Source organism: Aquaticitalea lipolytica, assembly GCF_014641635.1.
Classification (GTDB): domain Bacteria; phylum Bacteroidota; class Bacteroidia; order Flavobacteriales; family Flavobacteriaceae; genus Aquaticitalea; species Aquaticitalea lipolytica.
Genome location: NZ_BMIC01000001.1, coordinates 1,300,396 through 1,316,925, shown reverse-complemented (window position 1 = coordinate 1,316,925; position 16,530 = coordinate 1,300,396). Strand labels below are relative to the sequence as shown.

14 protein-coding genes are annotated in these 16,530 nt (G+C 30.8%); 5 read left to right on the top strand and 9 right to left on the bottom strand.

Features of this window, described 5'->3' with window-relative positions:
- Positions 1-46: 46 nt before the first annotated feature.
- Positions 47-2,632 carry a phosphoenolpyruvate carboxylase gene (locus tag IEW41_RS06110; RefSeq protein ID WP_188605409.1) on the top strand — a complete coding sequence of 862 codons (2,586 nt, stop codon included), beginning with the start codon at positions 47-49 and terminating at the stop codon, positions 2,630-2,632.
- Here IEW41_RS06110 and IEW41_RS06105 read toward each other — a convergent pair whose 3' ends face one another.
- The gene (locus tag IEW41_RS06105; protein WP_188605408.1) at positions 2,633-4,756 is read right to left on the bottom strand and encodes a Tex family protein; all 2,124 of its coding nucleotides are present in this window, start codon (positions 4,754-4,756) and stop codon (positions 2,633-2,635) included.
- A gap of 120 nt (positions 4,757-4,876) precedes the next feature.
- Here IEW41_RS06105 and IEW41_RS06100 point away from each other — a divergent pair, with 120 nt between their 5' ends.
- A complete protein-coding gene (locus IEW41_RS06100) occupies positions 4,877-6,943 on the top strand; it encodes an MORN repeat-containing protein (protein WP_188605407.1) in 2,067 nt (688 codons plus the stop codon).
- Positions 6,944-6,952: 9 nt separating this feature from the next.
- Here IEW41_RS06100 and IEW41_RS06095 read toward each other — a convergent pair whose 3' ends face one another.
- Together IEW41_RS06095 and metG are read right to left on the bottom strand one after the other, a co-directional pair.
- Positions 6,953-7,564: a hypothetical protein gene (locus IEW41_RS06095; protein WP_188605406.1), complete on the bottom strand. Its 612-nt coding sequence runs from the start codon at positions 7,562-7,564 to the stop codon at positions 6,953-6,955.
- Positions 7,565-7,598: 34 nt separating this feature from the next.
- Positions 7,599-9,659, bottom strand: a complete 2,061-nt coding sequence (gene metG / locus IEW41_RS06090) for a methionine--tRNA ligase (RefSeq protein ID WP_229660180.1) — start codon at positions 9,657-9,659, stop codon at positions 7,599-7,601.
- A gap of 73 nt (positions 9,660-9,732) precedes the next feature.
- On the opposite strand from metG, the gene IEW41_RS06085 reads away from it, so the two are divergent.
- Positions 9,733-10,752: a S66 peptidase family protein gene (locus IEW41_RS06085; RefSeq protein ID WP_188605404.1), complete on the top strand. Its 1,020-nt coding sequence runs from the start codon at positions 9,733-9,735 to the stop codon at positions 10,750-10,752.
- A gap of 5 nt (positions 10,753-10,757) precedes the next feature.
- Here the strand turns inward: IEW41_RS06085 and IEW41_RS06080 are convergent, their stop codons facing one another.
- Positions 10,758-12,164, bottom strand: a complete 1,407-nt coding sequence (locus tag IEW41_RS06080; protein ID WP_188605403.1) for a DUF4403 family protein — start codon at positions 12,162-12,164, stop codon at positions 10,758-10,760.
- 152 nt (positions 12,165-12,316) lie between these two features.
- Here IEW41_RS06080 and IEW41_RS06075 point away from each other — a divergent pair, with 152 nt between their 5' ends.
- Positions 12,317-12,676 carry a YraN family protein gene (locus IEW41_RS06075; protein WP_188605402.1) on the top strand — a complete coding sequence of 120 codons (360 nt, stop codon included), beginning with the start codon at positions 12,317-12,319 and terminating at the stop codon, positions 12,674-12,676.
- A gap of 2 nt (positions 12,677-12,678) precedes the next feature.
- On the opposite strand, the gene nadD is transcribed toward IEW41_RS06075, so the two are convergent.
- Genes nadD through IEW41_RS06060 form a run of 3 tightly spaced genes read right to left on the bottom strand, consistent with a single transcriptional unit; the run spans position 12,679 to position 14,697 of the window.
- Positions 12,679-13,257: a nicotinate (nicotinamide) nucleotide adenylyltransferase gene (nadD, locus tag IEW41_RS06070; RefSeq protein ID WP_188605401.1), complete on the bottom strand. Its 579-nt coding sequence runs from the start codon at positions 13,255-13,257 to the stop codon at positions 12,679-12,681.
- A 4-nt stretch (positions 13,258-13,261) separates the two neighbouring features.
- Positions 13,262-13,840, bottom strand: coding sequence for a guanylate kinase (gmk, locus tag IEW41_RS06065; protein ID WP_188605400.1), 579 nt, complete (start codon positions 13,838-13,840; stop codon positions 13,262-13,264).
- Positions 13,840-14,697 (bottom strand): YicC/YloC family endoribonuclease, encoded by an 858-nt coding sequence (locus IEW41_RS06060; RefSeq protein WP_188605399.1) that lies wholly within the window; start codon positions 14,695-14,697, stop codon positions 13,840-13,842. The genes gmk and IEW41_RS06060 overlap by 1 nt, the downstream gene beginning before the upstream one ends.
- A gap of 124 nt (positions 14,698-14,821) precedes the next feature.
- Here IEW41_RS06060 and IEW41_RS06055 point away from each other — a divergent pair, with 124 nt between their 5' ends.
- A complete protein-coding gene (locus IEW41_RS06055) occupies positions 14,822-15,298 on the top strand; it encodes an acyl-CoA thioesterase (RefSeq protein ID WP_188605607.1) in 477 nt (158 codons plus the stop codon).
- Here the strand turns inward: IEW41_RS06055 and IEW41_RS06050 are convergent.
- Both IEW41_RS06050 and IEW41_RS06045 read right to left on the bottom strand, forming a co-directional pair.
- Positions 15,290-16,183 carry a DMT family transporter gene (locus IEW41_RS06050; RefSeq protein WP_188605398.1) on the bottom strand — a complete coding sequence of 298 codons (894 nt, stop codon included), beginning with the start codon at positions 16,181-16,183 and terminating at the stop codon, positions 15,290-15,292. The two genes, IEW41_RS06055 and IEW41_RS06050, sit on opposite strands and share 9 nt — an antisense overlap.
- Entirely contained in the window at positions 16,176-16,529 is a 354-nt protein-coding gene (locus IEW41_RS06045; RefSeq protein ID WP_188605397.1) for an arsenate reductase family protein, read from the bottom strand. Before IEW41_RS06045 ends, IEW41_RS06050 begins: the two co-directional genes overlap by 8 nt.
- Position 16,530: the final 1 nt, after the last annotated feature.

The window sequence follows — 16,530 nt, the reverse complement described above, 5'->3', positions numbered from 1 at the left end:
CTTCATAATAACATTAATTAGTACTTTTATAAGTAAATAAAATTATATGTCTACTCAACCAAAGCTAGTAAGGTTTCAACAAAATGTATTATCAAGATACCAAATTTATAACAGTATCTTTATGACACTTCCATTCGATACGATTACAAAAACTGGAGTGTTATTGCCATTGTTTCATGAAACTTGTCAAAAAGGGTTTACACAAGGTGACAACCCAACAACAATAGTAGATACGTTTTTCAAGAAATACCAAGCACGACGAAGCAAAGAAAGTCAATTGAGTTTGCTGTTTCGTTTTATTCAATACATAGAAAGACAAGTAGTATTGTTCGATGCTATTGAAGATGCTTCTTTTCCAATCGTAAATAATATGGATGGAATAGGAACCTTAAGAAGTTTAAAAGAGTCTGCTAGTTCCGAACAAAAACTTGAAATTTTGCGACAGTATTTAGAAGAATTTAAGGTTAGAATTGTTTTAACTGCTCATCCAACACAGTTTTATCCAGGAGCTGTTTTAGGAATTATTACAGATTTAACTGAAGCTATTAAGAAGAATGATTTGTTAACCATTAACGATTTGTTAGCACAATTAGGGAAAACACCTTTTTTCAAACATCAAAAACCCACGCCTTATGATGAAGCTGTGAGTCTCATTTGGTATTTAGAAAATGTATTTTATAAATCCTTTGGAACAATTTTCGATTATATTCAACAAAACATTTTTGAAGACAAACCATTATCAAATGATATTATTAATATTGGATTTTGGCCAGGTGGCGACAGAGACGGAAATCCGTTTGTAACACCAGAAATTACCTTAAGGGTTTCACAGCGTTTAAAGCATACTATTTTAAAAAACTATTATAGAGACATTCGACAGCTTAAACGAAAATTAACCTTTAGAGGTGTTGAAGAGCGTTTATCTTATTTAGAAACCAAACTCTATGAAAGTAGTATTAGTCAAACAGCACAACACTACATAGAGTTACATGATTTTGTAGCTGAACTCGAAGCTGTAAAATCGATTATTATAAAAGAACATCAATCATTGTATCTCAATGATATTCAAAGTTTAATAAACAAAACGAAGCTCTTTGGTTACCATTTTGCCATTCTAGATATTAGGCAAGACAGTCGTGCACATGACTCGGTTTTTAATGCAATGGTTAATGTTTTGATAGATTCTGGAAGTCATATATTTCCAAAGAATTATCATAAATTATCAGAAAAAGAGCAGGTTAAATTACTCTCAAATGTAAAGGGTAAAATTGATTTAAACTTAATAAAAGATGACGATGTTTTAAAGGCTCTTAATACAATGAAAGTCATAAAAACCATTCAAGAATCTAATGGCGAACAAGCATGTTGTCGATATATTATAAGTAATAATCAAACTACACTCAATGTAATGCAATTATATGCTATGTTGAAATTAGTTGCCTTTGAAGATGAATTGACAGTAGATATTGGACCTTTATTTGAAACTATAACCGATTTGGAAAATGCACCAGCGGTTATGGAGGAATTATATACAAATCCAACTTACAGTAAACATCTAAAAAAGCGAGGCAATAAACAAACCATTATGTTAGGATTTAGTGATGGTACTAAAGATGGAGGCTATTTAATGGCAAATTGGGGCATTTTTAAGGCTAAAGAACGCCTTACTGAAGTGTCTAGAAAATACGGTGTTACAGTTCTTTTCTTTGATGGTCGTGGTGGTCCACCAGCCAGAGGAGGCGGAAAAACACATCAATTTTATGCATCTTTAGGACCAACTATTGAAGATAAAGAAGTGCAATTAACAATACAAGGTCAAACCATAAGCTCAAATTTTGGGACTTTAGATTCATCTCAATATAATTTAGAACAGTTAATAAGTTCTGGTATTTTAAATCGATTGAATGAAACCAACTTACAAATGTCTAAACAGAATGTAAAGGTTATGGATGATTTAGCTCATAAGAGTTATGAAGCCTATGTAAACTTTAAAAGCCATCCGATGTTTGTGCCGTATTTGGAGCGAATGAGCACATTAAAATATTATGCTAAAACCAATATAGGTAGTCGTCCATCTAAAAGAGGAAAATCTGACGCATTAGTATTTGAAGATTTGCGTGCTATTCCATTTGTTGGCAGTTGGAGTCAATTAAAACAAAACGTCCCTGGATTTTTTGGTGTAGGAACAGCATTAAAACACTATGAAGATAAACATCAGTTTGATAAAGTAAAACAGCTATATCAAGAATCAAGTTTCTTTAGAACTTTAATTGAAAATAGTATGATGTCTTTATCTAAATCCTTTTTTGATTTAACAAAATATATGTCAGAAGATGATGAATTTGGTGAATTTTGGAATATTATTTATTCAGAATATGAAACCACTAAACGCTTGCTTTTAAAATTAACAGGCTACAAAAACTTAATGGAAGAAGAACCAGCAGGTAAAGCTTCGATTGATGTTCGTGAATCTATAGTTTTACCATTACTGACGATTCAGCAATATGCTTTAAAGAAAATTCAAGAGCTTCAGAAAGAAAAAACTCCAGATAAATCACAAATTGAAATTTATGAAAAATTGGTAACACGTTCACTCTTTGGAAACATCAATGCGAGTCGTAATTCGGCGTAATTATTTATGTAACTTCAGCTGAATTCGCTTACGTGGAATATCGACTTCTAAAACTTTAACAATCACTTGCTGATGTAAACTTACATGCTCATTAACATCGCTTACAAATGAGTCAGATAAATTAGATACGTGAATTAGTCCGCTTTCCTTAATTCCAATATCTACAAATGCCCCAAAATTGGTTACATTGTTGACGATTCCTGGTAATAGTTGTCCTTCTTGTAGGTCGTTTATACTTTTTATATTCTGATTAAAAGTAAACACTTTGGCTTGTTCTCGAATGTCCAAACCTGGTTTCTCTAATTCTTTTACAATATCCTGAAGTGTTGGTAATCCAACTGATTCTGTACAGTATTTTTGTAAATCTATTTTCTGTAGTTGCTCTTTACTACCAATTAAATCAGATACGTTTTTACCTATATCTTTAGCAATTTTTTCAACGATGTTATAACTTTCAGGATGAACTGATGAATCATCTAATGGATTTTTGGCAGATTTAATTCTTAAAAACCCTGCGCCTTGCTCAAAAGCTTTTCCTCCCAAACGAGGCACATTTTTTATATCATTTCTTGATGCAAACGCACCATTTTCATCTCTATAGGTCACAATGTTTTCTGCTAATTTTGGCCCAATTCCAGACACATAACTTAACAACGAAGTACTTGCAGTATTAATATTAACACCAACAGCATTCACACAACTTTCAACAACAGTATCTAACTCTTTTTTAAGTTTCGTTTGGTCCACATCATGTTGGTATTGCCCAACGCCAATCGATTTTGCATCTATCTTTACTAATTCTGCTAAAGGATCTTGCAAACGTCTTCCAATAGAGACAGAACCTCTTACTGTGACATCATAATTAGGGAATTCATCACGTGCAATTTTTGAAGCCGAATAAATACTTGCTCCAGCTTCGCTCACAACAAATACCTGAATGTCGTTTTTAAAATGAATACGTCTAATCAACGATTCTGTTTCTCTTGAAGCAGTTCCGTTACCAATAGCGATAGCTTCAATTTGATAAGCTTCGGTTAACGAGCTTATTTTTTTTATGGCTCCAGCACTGTCACTTTTTGGAGGATGCGGATAAATAGTTTCGTTATATAATAATCCTCCTTGAGCATCTAAACATACCACTTTACAACCTGTTCTAAATCCTGGATCGATTGCCAAAACACGTTTTTCTCCTAAAGGCGAACCTAGTAAAAGTTGTTTTAGGTTTTTTGCAAACACAGTAATTGCTGAAGCATCTGCTTTTTCTTTAGCTATTTGTAGAGCTTCGTTAGATAACGCAGGAAGTAACAATCGTTTATAAGCATCTTTAATAGCAATTTCTAATTGTTCTGCACAATCATTACTAGAACGAATGATTCGGTCTTCAATTTTTGCTATTGCTTTTTCGTCGTCAATAGCTATTTTTGTTTTAATATATCCTTCGGTTTCGGCACGTAAAATAGCCAATAATCTATGCGACGGAATTCGGCTTAATGATTCTTCCCAATCAAAATAATCTCTAAATTTTTGAGCATTTTCATCATCAGTTTTCGATTTTACTACTTTGGTTGATATCATTGCAAAGCGTTCTAACTGATGACGAATATTGTTTCTAATATCTGTACGTTCGTTAATCCATTCAGCAATAATATGTCGAGCACCTTCTAAAGCATTAACTACAGAAGTTATTTCGCCTTTTACATATTTAAAAGCAATTGATTCGACATCATTTGCATTTTGTGACATAATAATTTTCGCCAATGGCTCTAATCCGTTTTGTCGTGCAGTATCTGCTTTTGTTTTTCTGCTTTTTTTGAATGGTAAGTATAAATCTTCAAGTGTTGTTATATCTGGTGCAGCTACTATTTTATGCTTTAACTCATCTGTTAAAGCATCTTGTTCTTCAATAGCTTTTAAAATGGCAATTTTTCGCTTTTCTAAAGTTTCAAAAAGCTCTTTATATTTTACGATCTCGCCAATTTGAACTTCGTCCAAATTTCCTGTACGTTCTTTTCGGTAACGAGAAATAAAAGGAATTGTACAATCTTCGTTTAATAAATCAACAGTGTTTTTTATTGACGTTTCAGGAAGTTGTGTATTAGTCTTTATATAGGAAATCAAATGCATTAATTGGGATACTTTTAAATTGAAAGCGTAAAGATAGTTAGTTTAAAATATACGACATTCATCGTATGGTGTGAAATACGTTTGAATAATAATTTTGTTATAAACAACAATAAGATTTTTATGAAAGCTATTCTTACTTTAATCGGACTTTTTATTTCTATGAGTATATATTCCCAAAAAACAGATTGGGTTAATGCTCCTTTAAACCCAATAGCATTTAAATATAAACTTGAACATTTTAACTTAAAAGGGGATGTTTATTCATATGGGAAGCAAATGTTTTCTAAAGATGGGTTAATGATTTTTGAAAATCAATTTAGTACAGATAGGTTTTTATATAAAAACAATCAGCTTTATGCAGATACGTCTGGTAGATTGTTTGAGTTTAATAGCCAAGGCTATATTTCAAAGATGACATATGCTTCATCAGGTGTGCATACACAATCATATACATATAACAATAAAGGATTACTAACTAATGTTACAAATACCAAAGGCTATAATGCGGTTTATGATTATGATACTAATAATAGACTCATTAAAAGTGTGGTAAGCGGAGTAACTAAAGAGTATAGTTATCAGAAAAAAGGAGAAGAGTTGCTTATTACAGAAAAAGATTTATCAAAATCACCAATAACACAATCAATCTTAATTTATAAGAATGGACATTGTATAGGGAAAGATGATTATAGGTTTAATAACGACCATGATAAATTTAACAACTTAATAGCTCCTTTTCAGGGAGAAACTTTGTTTTATAGTGAAGTTGAAAACAAGACAAATGAAATTTCTCTAGTTTATGAAAAGCCAAGCTATGGCTCAATTAATTTTCTTTATGATTGCAAGTTTTACATTAATAATAAACGTGTAGGGATTTTGTTTACAAAAGTGATTAACCGAAAAGATTTAATGATTTATGATCCTTTTAAAGAAAAATACTTAATTATAGAAGATGCATTTAACGATACAAAGTCAGGAAAAAAACAAGTATTCTCAAAAGTTTATATAGATGCACATTCATTTTTGGATTTCTCAGAATCTTTTGAGCAACTATGTTACAAAGGCACATCGCTTGTAAATGCATTATATTTAAGAAAAAGCAGCCTAATAGTTTATAATCAATATAATAACTACATATGTTATGATGAGTTTATTGATAAAACATTGTTTTGTAAATTCAATCCTAATGAAAAATTTAGTTTTTATCCTTTACAAGAGGTTAACTCCAAAGAAAATTTATTTTTCTTAAAAGGTAATGACGGCATTTTTTATGTTGAAAAAGGGAAGATTTTGTCAAGTGCTGAACATACTTTTGCTTACAACAATAATGATATCGTTCTTTTTAAAAACAATGAGCCTAAATATTATTTTCCTAATTATAAAAATGCACTTGATGCAACTGTATATCCAGGAAGAGCTTATAATAATAAAACAGATACTTACACATTAGAGCAATCAAACTCTAATCAAAATAATGTAACAGAAACTAATGTAAAAGCACCAATAACTCCAGATTCTTATTGCGTTTCGGGCAATTGCACTGATGGCTATGGCGAACTAAAATTGTCAAAATCTAATATTGTTGGGTTTTTTAAAAACGGGAAAGCCAATGGTTACGGAAAAGAAGTATTTAATGATGGATCTGGATATTATCAAGGCACATTTAAAGATGGATTTAGAGATGGATATGGTTACTATGAATGGTTAAAATTAAAGCAAAGCTACATTGGTTTTTGGAAATCAGGTTATCAACATGGCTATGGCTATTATATTGAAAAAGGAATAGTGTTTCAAGCTGGATATTACGAAAATGGAAAACAAACAAGAAATATGCTTACTCAAGATTTTAAGGATCAAAAATTAATTGGCAATTGTATTGGTGATTGTGTTAATGGTTTTGGTTCTTATAAATATTCTAATGGTGATATTTACACTGGATTTTTTTCAAACAATAATAGAAACTATGTTGGTGGTTATACTTGGGCTTCAGGAAATATATATACTGGTGAGTATTATAACAATTTAGGAAATGGCCAAGGTGAAGAGTATTACGGTTCTTCTGGCACTATTTATAGAGGTGCGTTTTCAAACGGTAAACGACATGGTTTAGGAGCTTACTTTAATAAATCTGGAGCAATACAAAGTAAAGGTTATTGGGAAATTGGAGAACTAAAAACCACCAATTAAAACTTATTTTTAAGCCTCTTTTGAATTGTATTTTATTTCTTGTATCTCAAAATACAACTTTAACAATAAAAAAGGGATAATAGCAAATACAGCTGCATAATTTTCAAAAACAACAAATTCCTTTTTAATTAAAAAAGAGAGCATTATTCCTAAAATAAGCGATATATGAAGTGTAATAATACCACTTGAAAGTAGGTGATGAGAATTTAAAATTAACTGATTGTTTTTGTACAAATAAATTTCACGTAACAAGAATGTAATTAAGCTAATATTAAAAAGAGTATTCTTAAAAAAGAATACTTCAAAATTGCCTAAAATTAAATCAGTATTGTTCCAGTCTAGTATTAAACCAAAACAGACTATAATAAATACTAAATAAATTAAAAGCATAAAAAATCTGTTTTTAATATTTAAAATATAGTTTGTTGGGTTTTGTATTTGCTCTTTTTTAAATCGATATCGAAAACCATCAAAAATCGTTTTTAAAAACTCATCACACCAAAACAAATAAATAATATAAAATACAGTAATTTGTTTACTATAAATAGCCATAATGGTAATACAAGTCATTACAATTAATGATAAGTATTCACCAAGTATCTTATGCTTTTTGTTTACCACAAGGAAAAGATAAGTTTCTATTTTTAAATAATTACTAACTTATATGTAATCCGTTAGCAACAGATTTGTCATCAGGATTTACAAATACTAATTTGCCTTCAGCATTTTCAGTCATTAAAATCATACCTTGACTTTCAACACCACGTAAAGCTCTTGGAGCTAAATTCACCAAAACAGTTACTTTTTTACCAATAACTTCTTCGGCAGAAAAACTTTCTGCAATACCTGAAACAATAGTTCTTACATCTATTCCTGTATCTACTTTTAAAACCAGCAGTTTATTAGCTTTAGGCATTTTTTCAGCTTCTAAAATAGTACCAACTCTAATATCTAATTTTGAAAAGTCATCGTAAGTTATTGTGTCTTTTTGAGGCTCTACAGTTTTGTTTGCAGCTTCATTAGCTTTTTTACTAGCGATAAGTTTGTCTAGTTGTTGTTGGATAGCTTCATCTTCAATTTTTGAAAAAAGTAACTCAGCTTTTCCAATTTGATGACCCGTTGGGAGTAACACATTTTTAGTGCTAATATCTTCCCAAGACATCTCGATTGCGCTCGATGTGACAGATAGAATATTCTTTAATTTATCTGATGTAAACGGTAAAAAAGGCTCGCTTAAAGTTGCTAAGGCACTTGCAATTTGAAGAGCAACAAACATAATAGTTTTGGTGCGTTCTTCATCTACTTTGATGACTTTCCAAGGTTCTTCATCTGCTAAGTACTTGTTACCAAGTCTAGCTAAATTCATTAATTCTTGGCTTGCTTCTCTAAATCTGTATCTTTCAATAGAGCTTGCAATAACATCTGGATATGCTTTAATAGCAGCCAATACTTCTTCGTCAACTTGAGTGAAATTAGAAGGAGATGGCACAATTCCGTTGTAGTATTTATCAGTTAATACCACAACACGATTAATAAAGTTTCCAAAAATGGCTACAAGTTCATTATTATTTTTTGCCTGAAAATCTGCCCAAGTAAAGTCGTTATCTTTTGTTTCTGGTGCATTTGCAGTTAATGCATAACGTAACACATCTTGCTGATTTGGAAAATCTTCTAAATATTCTGGTAACCAAACAGCCCAATTTTTAGAAGTTGACAATTTGTTGCCTTCTAAATTTAAAAACTCATTCGCAGGCACATTATCTGGTAATATATAACTTCCTTCAGCTTTTAACATTGCTGGGAAAATAATACAGTGAAATACAATATTATCTTTTCCTATAAAGTGAACTAATTTAGTGTTTTCATCTTTCCAATAAGGCTCCCAATCTTTACCTACACGTTCTGCCCATTCTTTGGTTGCAGAAATATACCCAATTGGTGCATCAAACCACACGTAAAGTACTTTTCCTTCAGCACCTTCAACAGGTACAGGAATTCCCCAATCTAAATCTCTGGTTACTGCACGTGGACGTAATCCATCATCAATCCAAGATTTTACTTGTCCGTACACATTAGGTTTCCAATCTTTTTTATGTCCTTTTAAAATCCATTCTTTTAAAAAAGCCTCATGTTTGTCTAAAGGTAAAAACCAGTGTTTAGTTTGTTTAAGAGTAGGTACGTTTCCAGTAATTGCAGACTTTGGGTTTATTAAATCGGTAGCATTTAAACTGCTTCCGCATTTTTCACATTGGTCACCATAAGCTTCTTCATTACTACATTTAGGGCATGTTCCAGTTACAAATCTATCTGCTAAAAACTGATCAGCTTTTTCATCATACAATTGTTCAGTGACTTCTTCAATAAACTCACCTTTGTCGTAAAGCGTTTTAAAGAAATTTTGAGCAGTATCATGATGAATTTTTGCAGATGTACGTGAGTAATTATCAAAAGAAACTCCAAAATCTTCAAACGATTTTTTAATTATAGCATGATATTTATCTACAATATCTTGAGGTGTTACACCTTCTTTTTTTGCTTTAATAGTAATTGGCACTCCATGTTCGTCACTTCCACAAATAAAGGCTACATCATTTCCTGTTAAGCGAAGGTAACGTGCATAAATATCTGCTGGCACATAAACACCTGCTAAATGTCCAATATGTATTGGGCCATTGGTGTAAGGTAATGCAGCTGTAATGGTATATCGTTTTGACATTTTTGTTTCTTTTTTGAAGCCACAAAAGTACACATTTTGAAAGGGATTTAGAAAAAAAATGTACATTTACAATATGTCAAAAAGCAGAATAATAATTGCGTTATGCTGTGTTGTTTTTTTCTTTGGGAAGATGAATATTTCAGCACAAGCTAAATTAGCAACTAAACAAGAGAATAAATTGATACAGCCACCATATTTAAAAGCAGGTGATACAGTCGCTATTGTTGCACCTTCAGGAATTTTAAAAAACAGAACTGATGAAATTGAGCAAGCTAAGGCTTTACTTAAAAGCTGGAATTTAAATGTTGTAGTTGGTAAACATGTGTTTAGTCAAGCCAATCATTTTGCAGGTACAGATGATGAGCGTTGTGAAGATTTTCAGAAGGCTTTAGATGATCCTAAAATTAAAGCTATTTGGTGTGCTAGAGGAGGTTATGGAACGGTTAGAATTCTTGATAAATTAGATTATACTAAATTCAATAAAAAACCAAAATGGATTATAGGTTATAGTGATATTACGGCATTACATAATCAAGTGCATAATGAAGGATTTCAGTCTATACATGCTATGATGTGTGTAAGCTTAACAGATGATAAAGTTGGTTTAGAAGACACTATTTCTACTTTTAAAGATGCCATTTTTGGCAACTCATTATCATATACATTAAAAGGCTCAAAGTATAACAGAGAAGGTAATGCTACTGCACCATTGGTAGGTGGAAACTTAACCGTTTTGCATACCATGTTAGGTTCAAAAACAAGTATAGATGTTTCTGGAAAAATTTTGTTTATTGAAGAAATTGGTGAGTACGAATACCATATAGACAGAATGCTTCAAAGCTTAAAACGCGCTGGCTATTTTGATAATTGTAAAGGTGTAGTAGTTGGTGATATTACTAAAGTGAGAAAGAATACAACTTCATGGGGAAAACCTGTTGAACAACTTATTATTGATGCTCTTGCAGAATATAACTTTCCTATTGCGTTTAATATGCCAGCAGGACATGAGAAAGATAATCGCGCTATGATACTTGGCAGAACGGTTGAATTAAAAGTTGGTAAGGATAATTCAACATTAAATTTTAAACAATAATTTTATTACTCCAATCCGTTTACAGTAACACTTATTTGTCCGTTTATTTTCATAAATGCTAGAATGGCATTATTTGTTAACTGTATTTTTTCAAATTCAAAAGCATCCATTTTTCCGTTAACAAAAACACCAGGCATTGGCGAATAATTATTAAGATAACTTAATATGGTTTGTCTGCCTTCATCAATATTTGGTTGAATAGAATATCTGCAACTTTCCTGAATTCTTTTTAATATTAACCCTTTAGCTAACCAATTTGCTGTACTAATAAGTTTGTTTTTTGTGTCTAAAACATATTCTAATTGTTCAAAATATATTTCTCTTTTTTGTTCGTCGTATTTTGGAATTCCTGAAAGATAAATAGTTCCATTAACCGAGCCTACAACATCTAAAGCAATTACCATACTTGCATTTTTATGCCAAATATTTACTTTTTGTACAACAATTTTTTTAGATCCAGAGCTAAATTCTTGTCCGTTAAAATTTTTGGTCATTATTTTAGATGCATCCTCATAAGTTGATATAGCTATTATGTTTGATGTTACATGATTAGGCATTTTAATAACTGGCTTCAAAACAATTTTGCCTGCATCAAATTTAGATTTTGGTTGCTGTCCAATTATAGTTTCCATTTGGCATTTCATGCCCATTTGTAGCAATACATTATCTTTTTCTAATTTGGCATCTGTAGCATATATTTCTATAGGAACAATTCGTAGCCAGCTCTCATAATCGTCACTCATTTTAAACGGCTCTGTAAGCTTTTCGATTGCTGATAAAACGTTTGGTTTAAAATCCATAGACTCTTCAATCGATGTATCAATACTCTTTTCTATTTTTGACTTAAATATTGTTATTGCTGGATTTATAAGATAGGTTACAGGTACGTTTTTTCCAAAAACTACCATTGAAGGGCTTTCAACCCACTCAAGAGATTTTAAGTCTGTTTTTGATTTTAGCTGCCAATTTGTTAATCCTAAATCGCTAGTTAAGGTAACTACTCCGTTAAGATTAAATTCGTTTGTTTTGTAAAGATTCATGCCCAAAGTTGATGTTCCAACTCTATATTTAATTTTTGCTTTTAGTGGTAATGTTATCTTTATTTTATTTCCTTTAGAATTTTCATCATTTTTAATTGTAATAGGCGCTAATTTCCAGATTTTTATCTCTATGTCATCATCTTCAATTGTATTGTCTTCGTAAATTAACCCTTTTAGCAATGCATTAGTTTGATTTTCAATGTCTTTTAATTTTACAGATATAGGAATATTTATAAAAGACGGACTGTGTTCATAAACTAAAGGACTGGCTTCACTAGGTTCGGGTTTTAGTGTCATTAATTGTTTTTTAGTGCCACAAGAAGAATTTAAAATAAGCATAAAAAGCACTAAAATAAACGCACTATTTTTCATTATACTGTTCAGTAAATTGTTAGCGACAAAAATAGCAAAAGTGTGTTTTAATTATAATGCGTTTTAACATATCGTGTAAATTTTTTTTAGTTGAATAATAGTAATATTTTAGACCATAGGTTTTACAAATTAAATAAGAAAGATTACTAAACATGGCTCAACACAACGAACTTGGTAAGAAAGGCGAACAAATAGCTGTCAATTTTCTATTAGAAAAAGGATATGATATTGTAGCTCAAAATTATAGGTTTGATAAAGCTGAAGTAGATATTATTGCTCAACAAAAAGATACTCTTGCCATAGTTGAGGTTAAAACAAGGTCTTCAACAGATTTTGGAGACCCTCAAGATTTTGTAAAACCAAAGCAAATTCAACGTCTAGTAAAAGCGGTTGATGAATATGTAACTGTAAATAAGTTAGATGTTGAAGTGCGATTTGATATTATTGCAATTGTAAAAACAGGAAAACAGTTTGATATTGAGCATATTGAAAATGCTTTTTATCATTTTTAATTTTACTTATAAAAATTCATCTCATCAACATATTCCCAAACATGTTCAGGAAGCATTGGCCTTACATTTTTACCTTTTTTGATAGATTTTCTTATAAAAGTAGATGATAATTCCATTATTGGAGCATCAATATGATGAATTTTAGGATGCTTATCAAATTGTGTTTCTATTGTTCCTTCAGATAATCGTGGATATACATAAATATTATAACCTTCTAATATCAGCTCATAGTTTTTCCACTTATGAAAACTCTTTAAATTATCTTCCCCCATAATTAAAGCAAACTCATAGTTAGGATGCTTTTCTTGTAAATAGGTAAGTGTGTTTATGGTGTAATTAGGCTGTGGCAAACCAAATTCAATATCGCTAGGTTTTAGCTTTAAGTAATCTTTTGTTGCTCTATACACCATTTCTAATCGTTGATGATTATCTAGCATTGAGCTTTTAACTTTAAAAGGGCTTTGAGGCGTAACTACAAACCATATTTGGTCTAAGTCACTGTATTCTGCCATATGATTTGCAATGGTTAAATGCCCAACATGAATTGGATTAAAAGTACCAAAATACAAGCCGATTTTCATTTGTTTATTTTTTAACTTCTAAAAAATTAGACACTAGTTTATAAGCTTCGTCTAGAGCAATATCTAAATCATCATTTATTACAATTTTATCAAATAAAGGCGCAGTTGCAAGTTCGGCTGACGCTTTTGCAATTCGCATATTAATTTTGTCGCTGCTTTCTGTTTTTCGATTTTTAAGCCTAATTTTTAACTCATCAATACTAGGTGGTTTTACAAAAATGGCTAATGTCTCTTTTGGAAATTTGCGTTTTATACGCAATCCACCAGACACATCAATATCGAAAATTACATGCTTACCTTTTGCCCAAATACGCTCAACTTCGGTTTTAAGCGTGCCATAAAAATTATCCCGATATACCTCTTCCCATTCTAAAAATTCATCGTTTTTAATTTTTTTCTTAAACTCTTCAAACGATAAAAAATAATAATCTTTTCCATCAACCTCTTCTCCACGTCTTTCACGAGAGGTCGCAGAAATAGAGAATTCTAAATCTAATTCCTTTTGTTTTAATAGGTGTCTTACAATGGTAGTTTTACCTGAACCTGAAGGTGCTGAAAAGACAATTAATTTTCCTCCACTCATTATAAAACATTTAAAAGTTGCTCTTTAATTTTTTCAAGCTCATCTTTCATCTGTACAACTAGTTTTTGCATAGGAGCATAATTAGATTTTGAGCCTATGGTGTTAATTTCTCTACCCATTTCTTGTCCTATAAAACCTAATTTTTTTCCATTTGAATCAGCCGATTTTAATGCTTTTAGAAAGTAGTCTAAATGGTTTTTAAGACGCACTTTTTCTTCAGTAATATCAAATTTTTCGATATAAAACACTAACTCTTGCTCAAAACGATTCTCATCAACTTTTTCTTTTAATTCAGCAACACCTTTGTGAAGACGTTCTCTAACACCTTCAATACGTTCTGGATCCATAGCAATAACCTGATCTAATAAATCAGAAATATTCTTTACACGATCAAAAAATTCAGATTCTAAACTTTTACCTTCGTCTAAACGATATTGATGTATTTTCTCTAAACTATTATCAATTTCTTTAGCTATTTGAGACCATTCATTTTCATCAATTTCATCACGTTCTGTAGTTACAGCATCTGGAAGACGAATAGCCATTTTTAGCATTTCTGTTTCGTCACCATCAACTACCTCTTTTAGTTGTTTGATGTATTGCTTAACAACAGTTTTATTAATTTGAGTTGAAGTTTCTTCTCCAGTAATTTCCATGTACAACGAAAAATCTATCTTACCTCTTTCTAATTTTGTAGCAATAAGTTTTCGAATGTCTAATTCCTTTTCTCTATACAAAGAAGGCATTCTAGTATTTAAATCTAAATTTTTACTATTTAAAGATTTTATTTCTATTGATATTTTTTTTGTTGGAAGCTGTATTACAGATTTTCCATAACCTGTCATAGATTGTATCATGGACTTATTTTAAAAGTTGAACAAAGGTAAGCAAAAACATAAAGTTTTAAGCATTGAAAATAGTTTACATCTATTATGCAGACCTTGTTAAAAGTTTTAGATTTGTATCCTTAAAATAAAAATGATGTATAAAAAACAATTTGAAATACGTTGGAGTGATGTTGATGCTAACAGGCATCTAGCTAATTCTGCTTATGTGAATTTTATGAGTCACACTCGTGTGGCATTTTTTGAAGACCATGGTTTTTCGTTGTCAAACCTAGCAAAGTTTTATATAAGCCCTGTTATTTTTTATGAGCATATTTACTATTTTAAAGAAGCCTTTTTAGGCACACCAATAACTGTTAGCCTAGAGGTTTCTGGATTGAGTGAAGATGGAATGTTTTTTAAGATTATTCATAATTTTTATAATCATAAAGGTGAAAATCTTGCACATTGTGAGATTTTAGGCGCATGGATTAATTTAAAATCAAGAGCACTTACACAATTGCCTGAAGATTTTATAAAAGAAATGGACACGTTTCCGAAGTCTGAAGATTTTAAAATTTTAACCAAAGAAGACACCAGAAAATTTGGCAAAAAACCTATTAATTTAGTCTGAGTTTTTAGGTCTTTTAGTTACTAAATATACGCCACAAAAGATAAGGCACATCGCTATTACTTTTACGTAGCCAATATCATCTGCTCCCATTATTAGTGCAAAAAGCCCAGCAATTACTGGTTGAAGATAAATAAATATACCAACTGTAGACGCTTTTAATTTACGTAAAGCTAAAGGGTTTAATAGGTAAGTACCAAATGTTGCTCCTACCACTACAAAAAGAACAGAGAATGTAACATAAGGTGTAAAAGTATGCCATTCAATTTGCTTAAACTCACCATAACCAAAAGGAAGAATTAAGAAGAAACCAAACAAAAACAGCCATTTTATAAATGTAAACGGATGGTATTTTTGTGTTAATTTTTTAATAAGAATAATATAGATGCTATAAGAAATTACATTTATAAAAATAAAGAGATTGCCTAAAGGGAGATTGTCTCCAACTCGTGTTGATTCTCCTAAAATTGTGAGTAAAACGCCGCCACCAAACCCTAAAATAACGCCAAAAACTTTAAGCCCTGTTATTTTTTCATTTAAAAAGAAAGATGATAATATTAAAATAATTATAGGTGTTATAGTAACAATTACAGAGGCGCTAATAGGAGTTGTTAGTTCTAAACCTTTTAAAAATAAAAGCATATTTATTGCAACACCAAAAACGGCTGCAATAAAGAATTTTAAGAAATCTTTTTTATCTATTTTTTCTTTTGGTAAAAAGAAGCTTACCAACCAAAACAGAATTGCTGCACCACCAACACGTAAAATAACAAAAGCAAATGGCTGAACAAAATTTTCGTTGATTACTGTTTTTGCAAAGGTATAGTTAAGTCCGTAAAGTAATTGAACTAAAAAAAGCGCGACAATTGCAAACGTTCTACTATTCATGTATGGCTAATTTTGCTAATTCTATTGTTTTAGCACTATTGCCAATAAAAATTTGATTTTTAAATACAATTACTGGTCTGCTTAAAAAGGTATAATGTTCTAAAATGTAGTGCTTATAATCTTTTTCAGTAAGATTCATGTCCTTTAAGCCCATTTCCTTGTAAAGCTTAGCTCTTTTACTAAACAAAGCCTCATAGCTTCCTGAAAGTTTATAAAGTTCTTCTAATTGCTTTACAGTTATTTCTTCTTCCTTAATATCCTGAAACACAAAATTTGAAGGTAATTGTAATGACTTTATAATTCTAACACAAGTGCTGCAAGTTTTTAAATAGTAAATTTTGTTCATT

What these genes read in the sequence shown, in the direction of transcription:
- IEW41_RS06050 (WP_188605398.1), bottom strand. Translation starts at nt 16,183, where the DNA reads ATGAATAGTAGAACGTTTGCAATTGTCGCGCTTTTTTTAGTTCAATTA.
- metG (WP_229660180.1), bottom strand. Translation starts at nt 9,659, where the DNA reads ATGTCAAAACGATATACCATTACAGCTGCATTACCTTACACCAATGGC.
- IEW41_RS06080 (WP_188605403.1), bottom strand. Translation starts at nt 12,164, where the DNA reads ATGAAAAATAGTGCGTTTATTTTAGTGCTTTTTATGCTTATTTTAAAT.
- IEW41_RS06110 (WP_188605409.1), top strand. Translation starts at nt 47, where the DNA reads ATGTCTACTCAACCAAAGCTAGTAAGGTTTCAACAAAATGTATTATCA.
- IEW41_RS06045 (WP_188605397.1), bottom strand. Translation starts at nt 16,529, where the DNA reads ATGAACAAAATTTACTATTTAAAAACTTGCAGCACTTGTGTTAGAATT.
- gmk (WP_188605400.1), bottom strand. Translation starts at nt 13,840, where the DNA reads ATGAGTGGAGGAAAATTAATTGTCTTTTCAGCACCTTCAGGTTCAGGT.
- IEW41_RS06105 (WP_188605408.1), bottom strand. Translation starts at nt 4,756, where the DNA reads ATGCATTTGATTTCCTATATAAAGACTAATACACAACTTCCTGAAACG.
- IEW41_RS06075 (WP_188605402.1), top strand. Translation starts at nt 12,317, where the DNA reads ATGGCTCAACACAACGAACTTGGTAAGAAAGGCGAACAAATAGCTGTC.
- IEW41_RS06055 (WP_188605607.1), top strand. Translation starts at nt 14,822, where the DNA reads ATGTATAAAAAACAATTTGAAATACGTTGGAGTGATGTTGATGCTAAC.
- nadD (WP_188605401.1), bottom strand. Translation starts at nt 13,257, where the DNA reads ATGAAAATCGGCTTGTATTTTGGTACTTTTAATCCAATTCATGTTGGG.
- IEW41_RS06085 (WP_188605404.1), top strand. Translation starts at nt 9,733, where the DNA reads ATGTCAAAAAGCAGAATAATAATTGCGTTATGCTGTGTTGTTTTTTTC.
- IEW41_RS06100 (WP_188605407.1), top strand. Translation starts at nt 4,877, where the DNA reads ATGAAAGCTATTCTTACTTTAATCGGACTTTTTATTTCTATGAGTATA.
- IEW41_RS06060 (WP_188605399.1), bottom strand. Translation starts at nt 14,697, where the DNA reads ATGATACAATCTATGACAGGTTATGGAAAATCTGTAATACAGCTTCCA.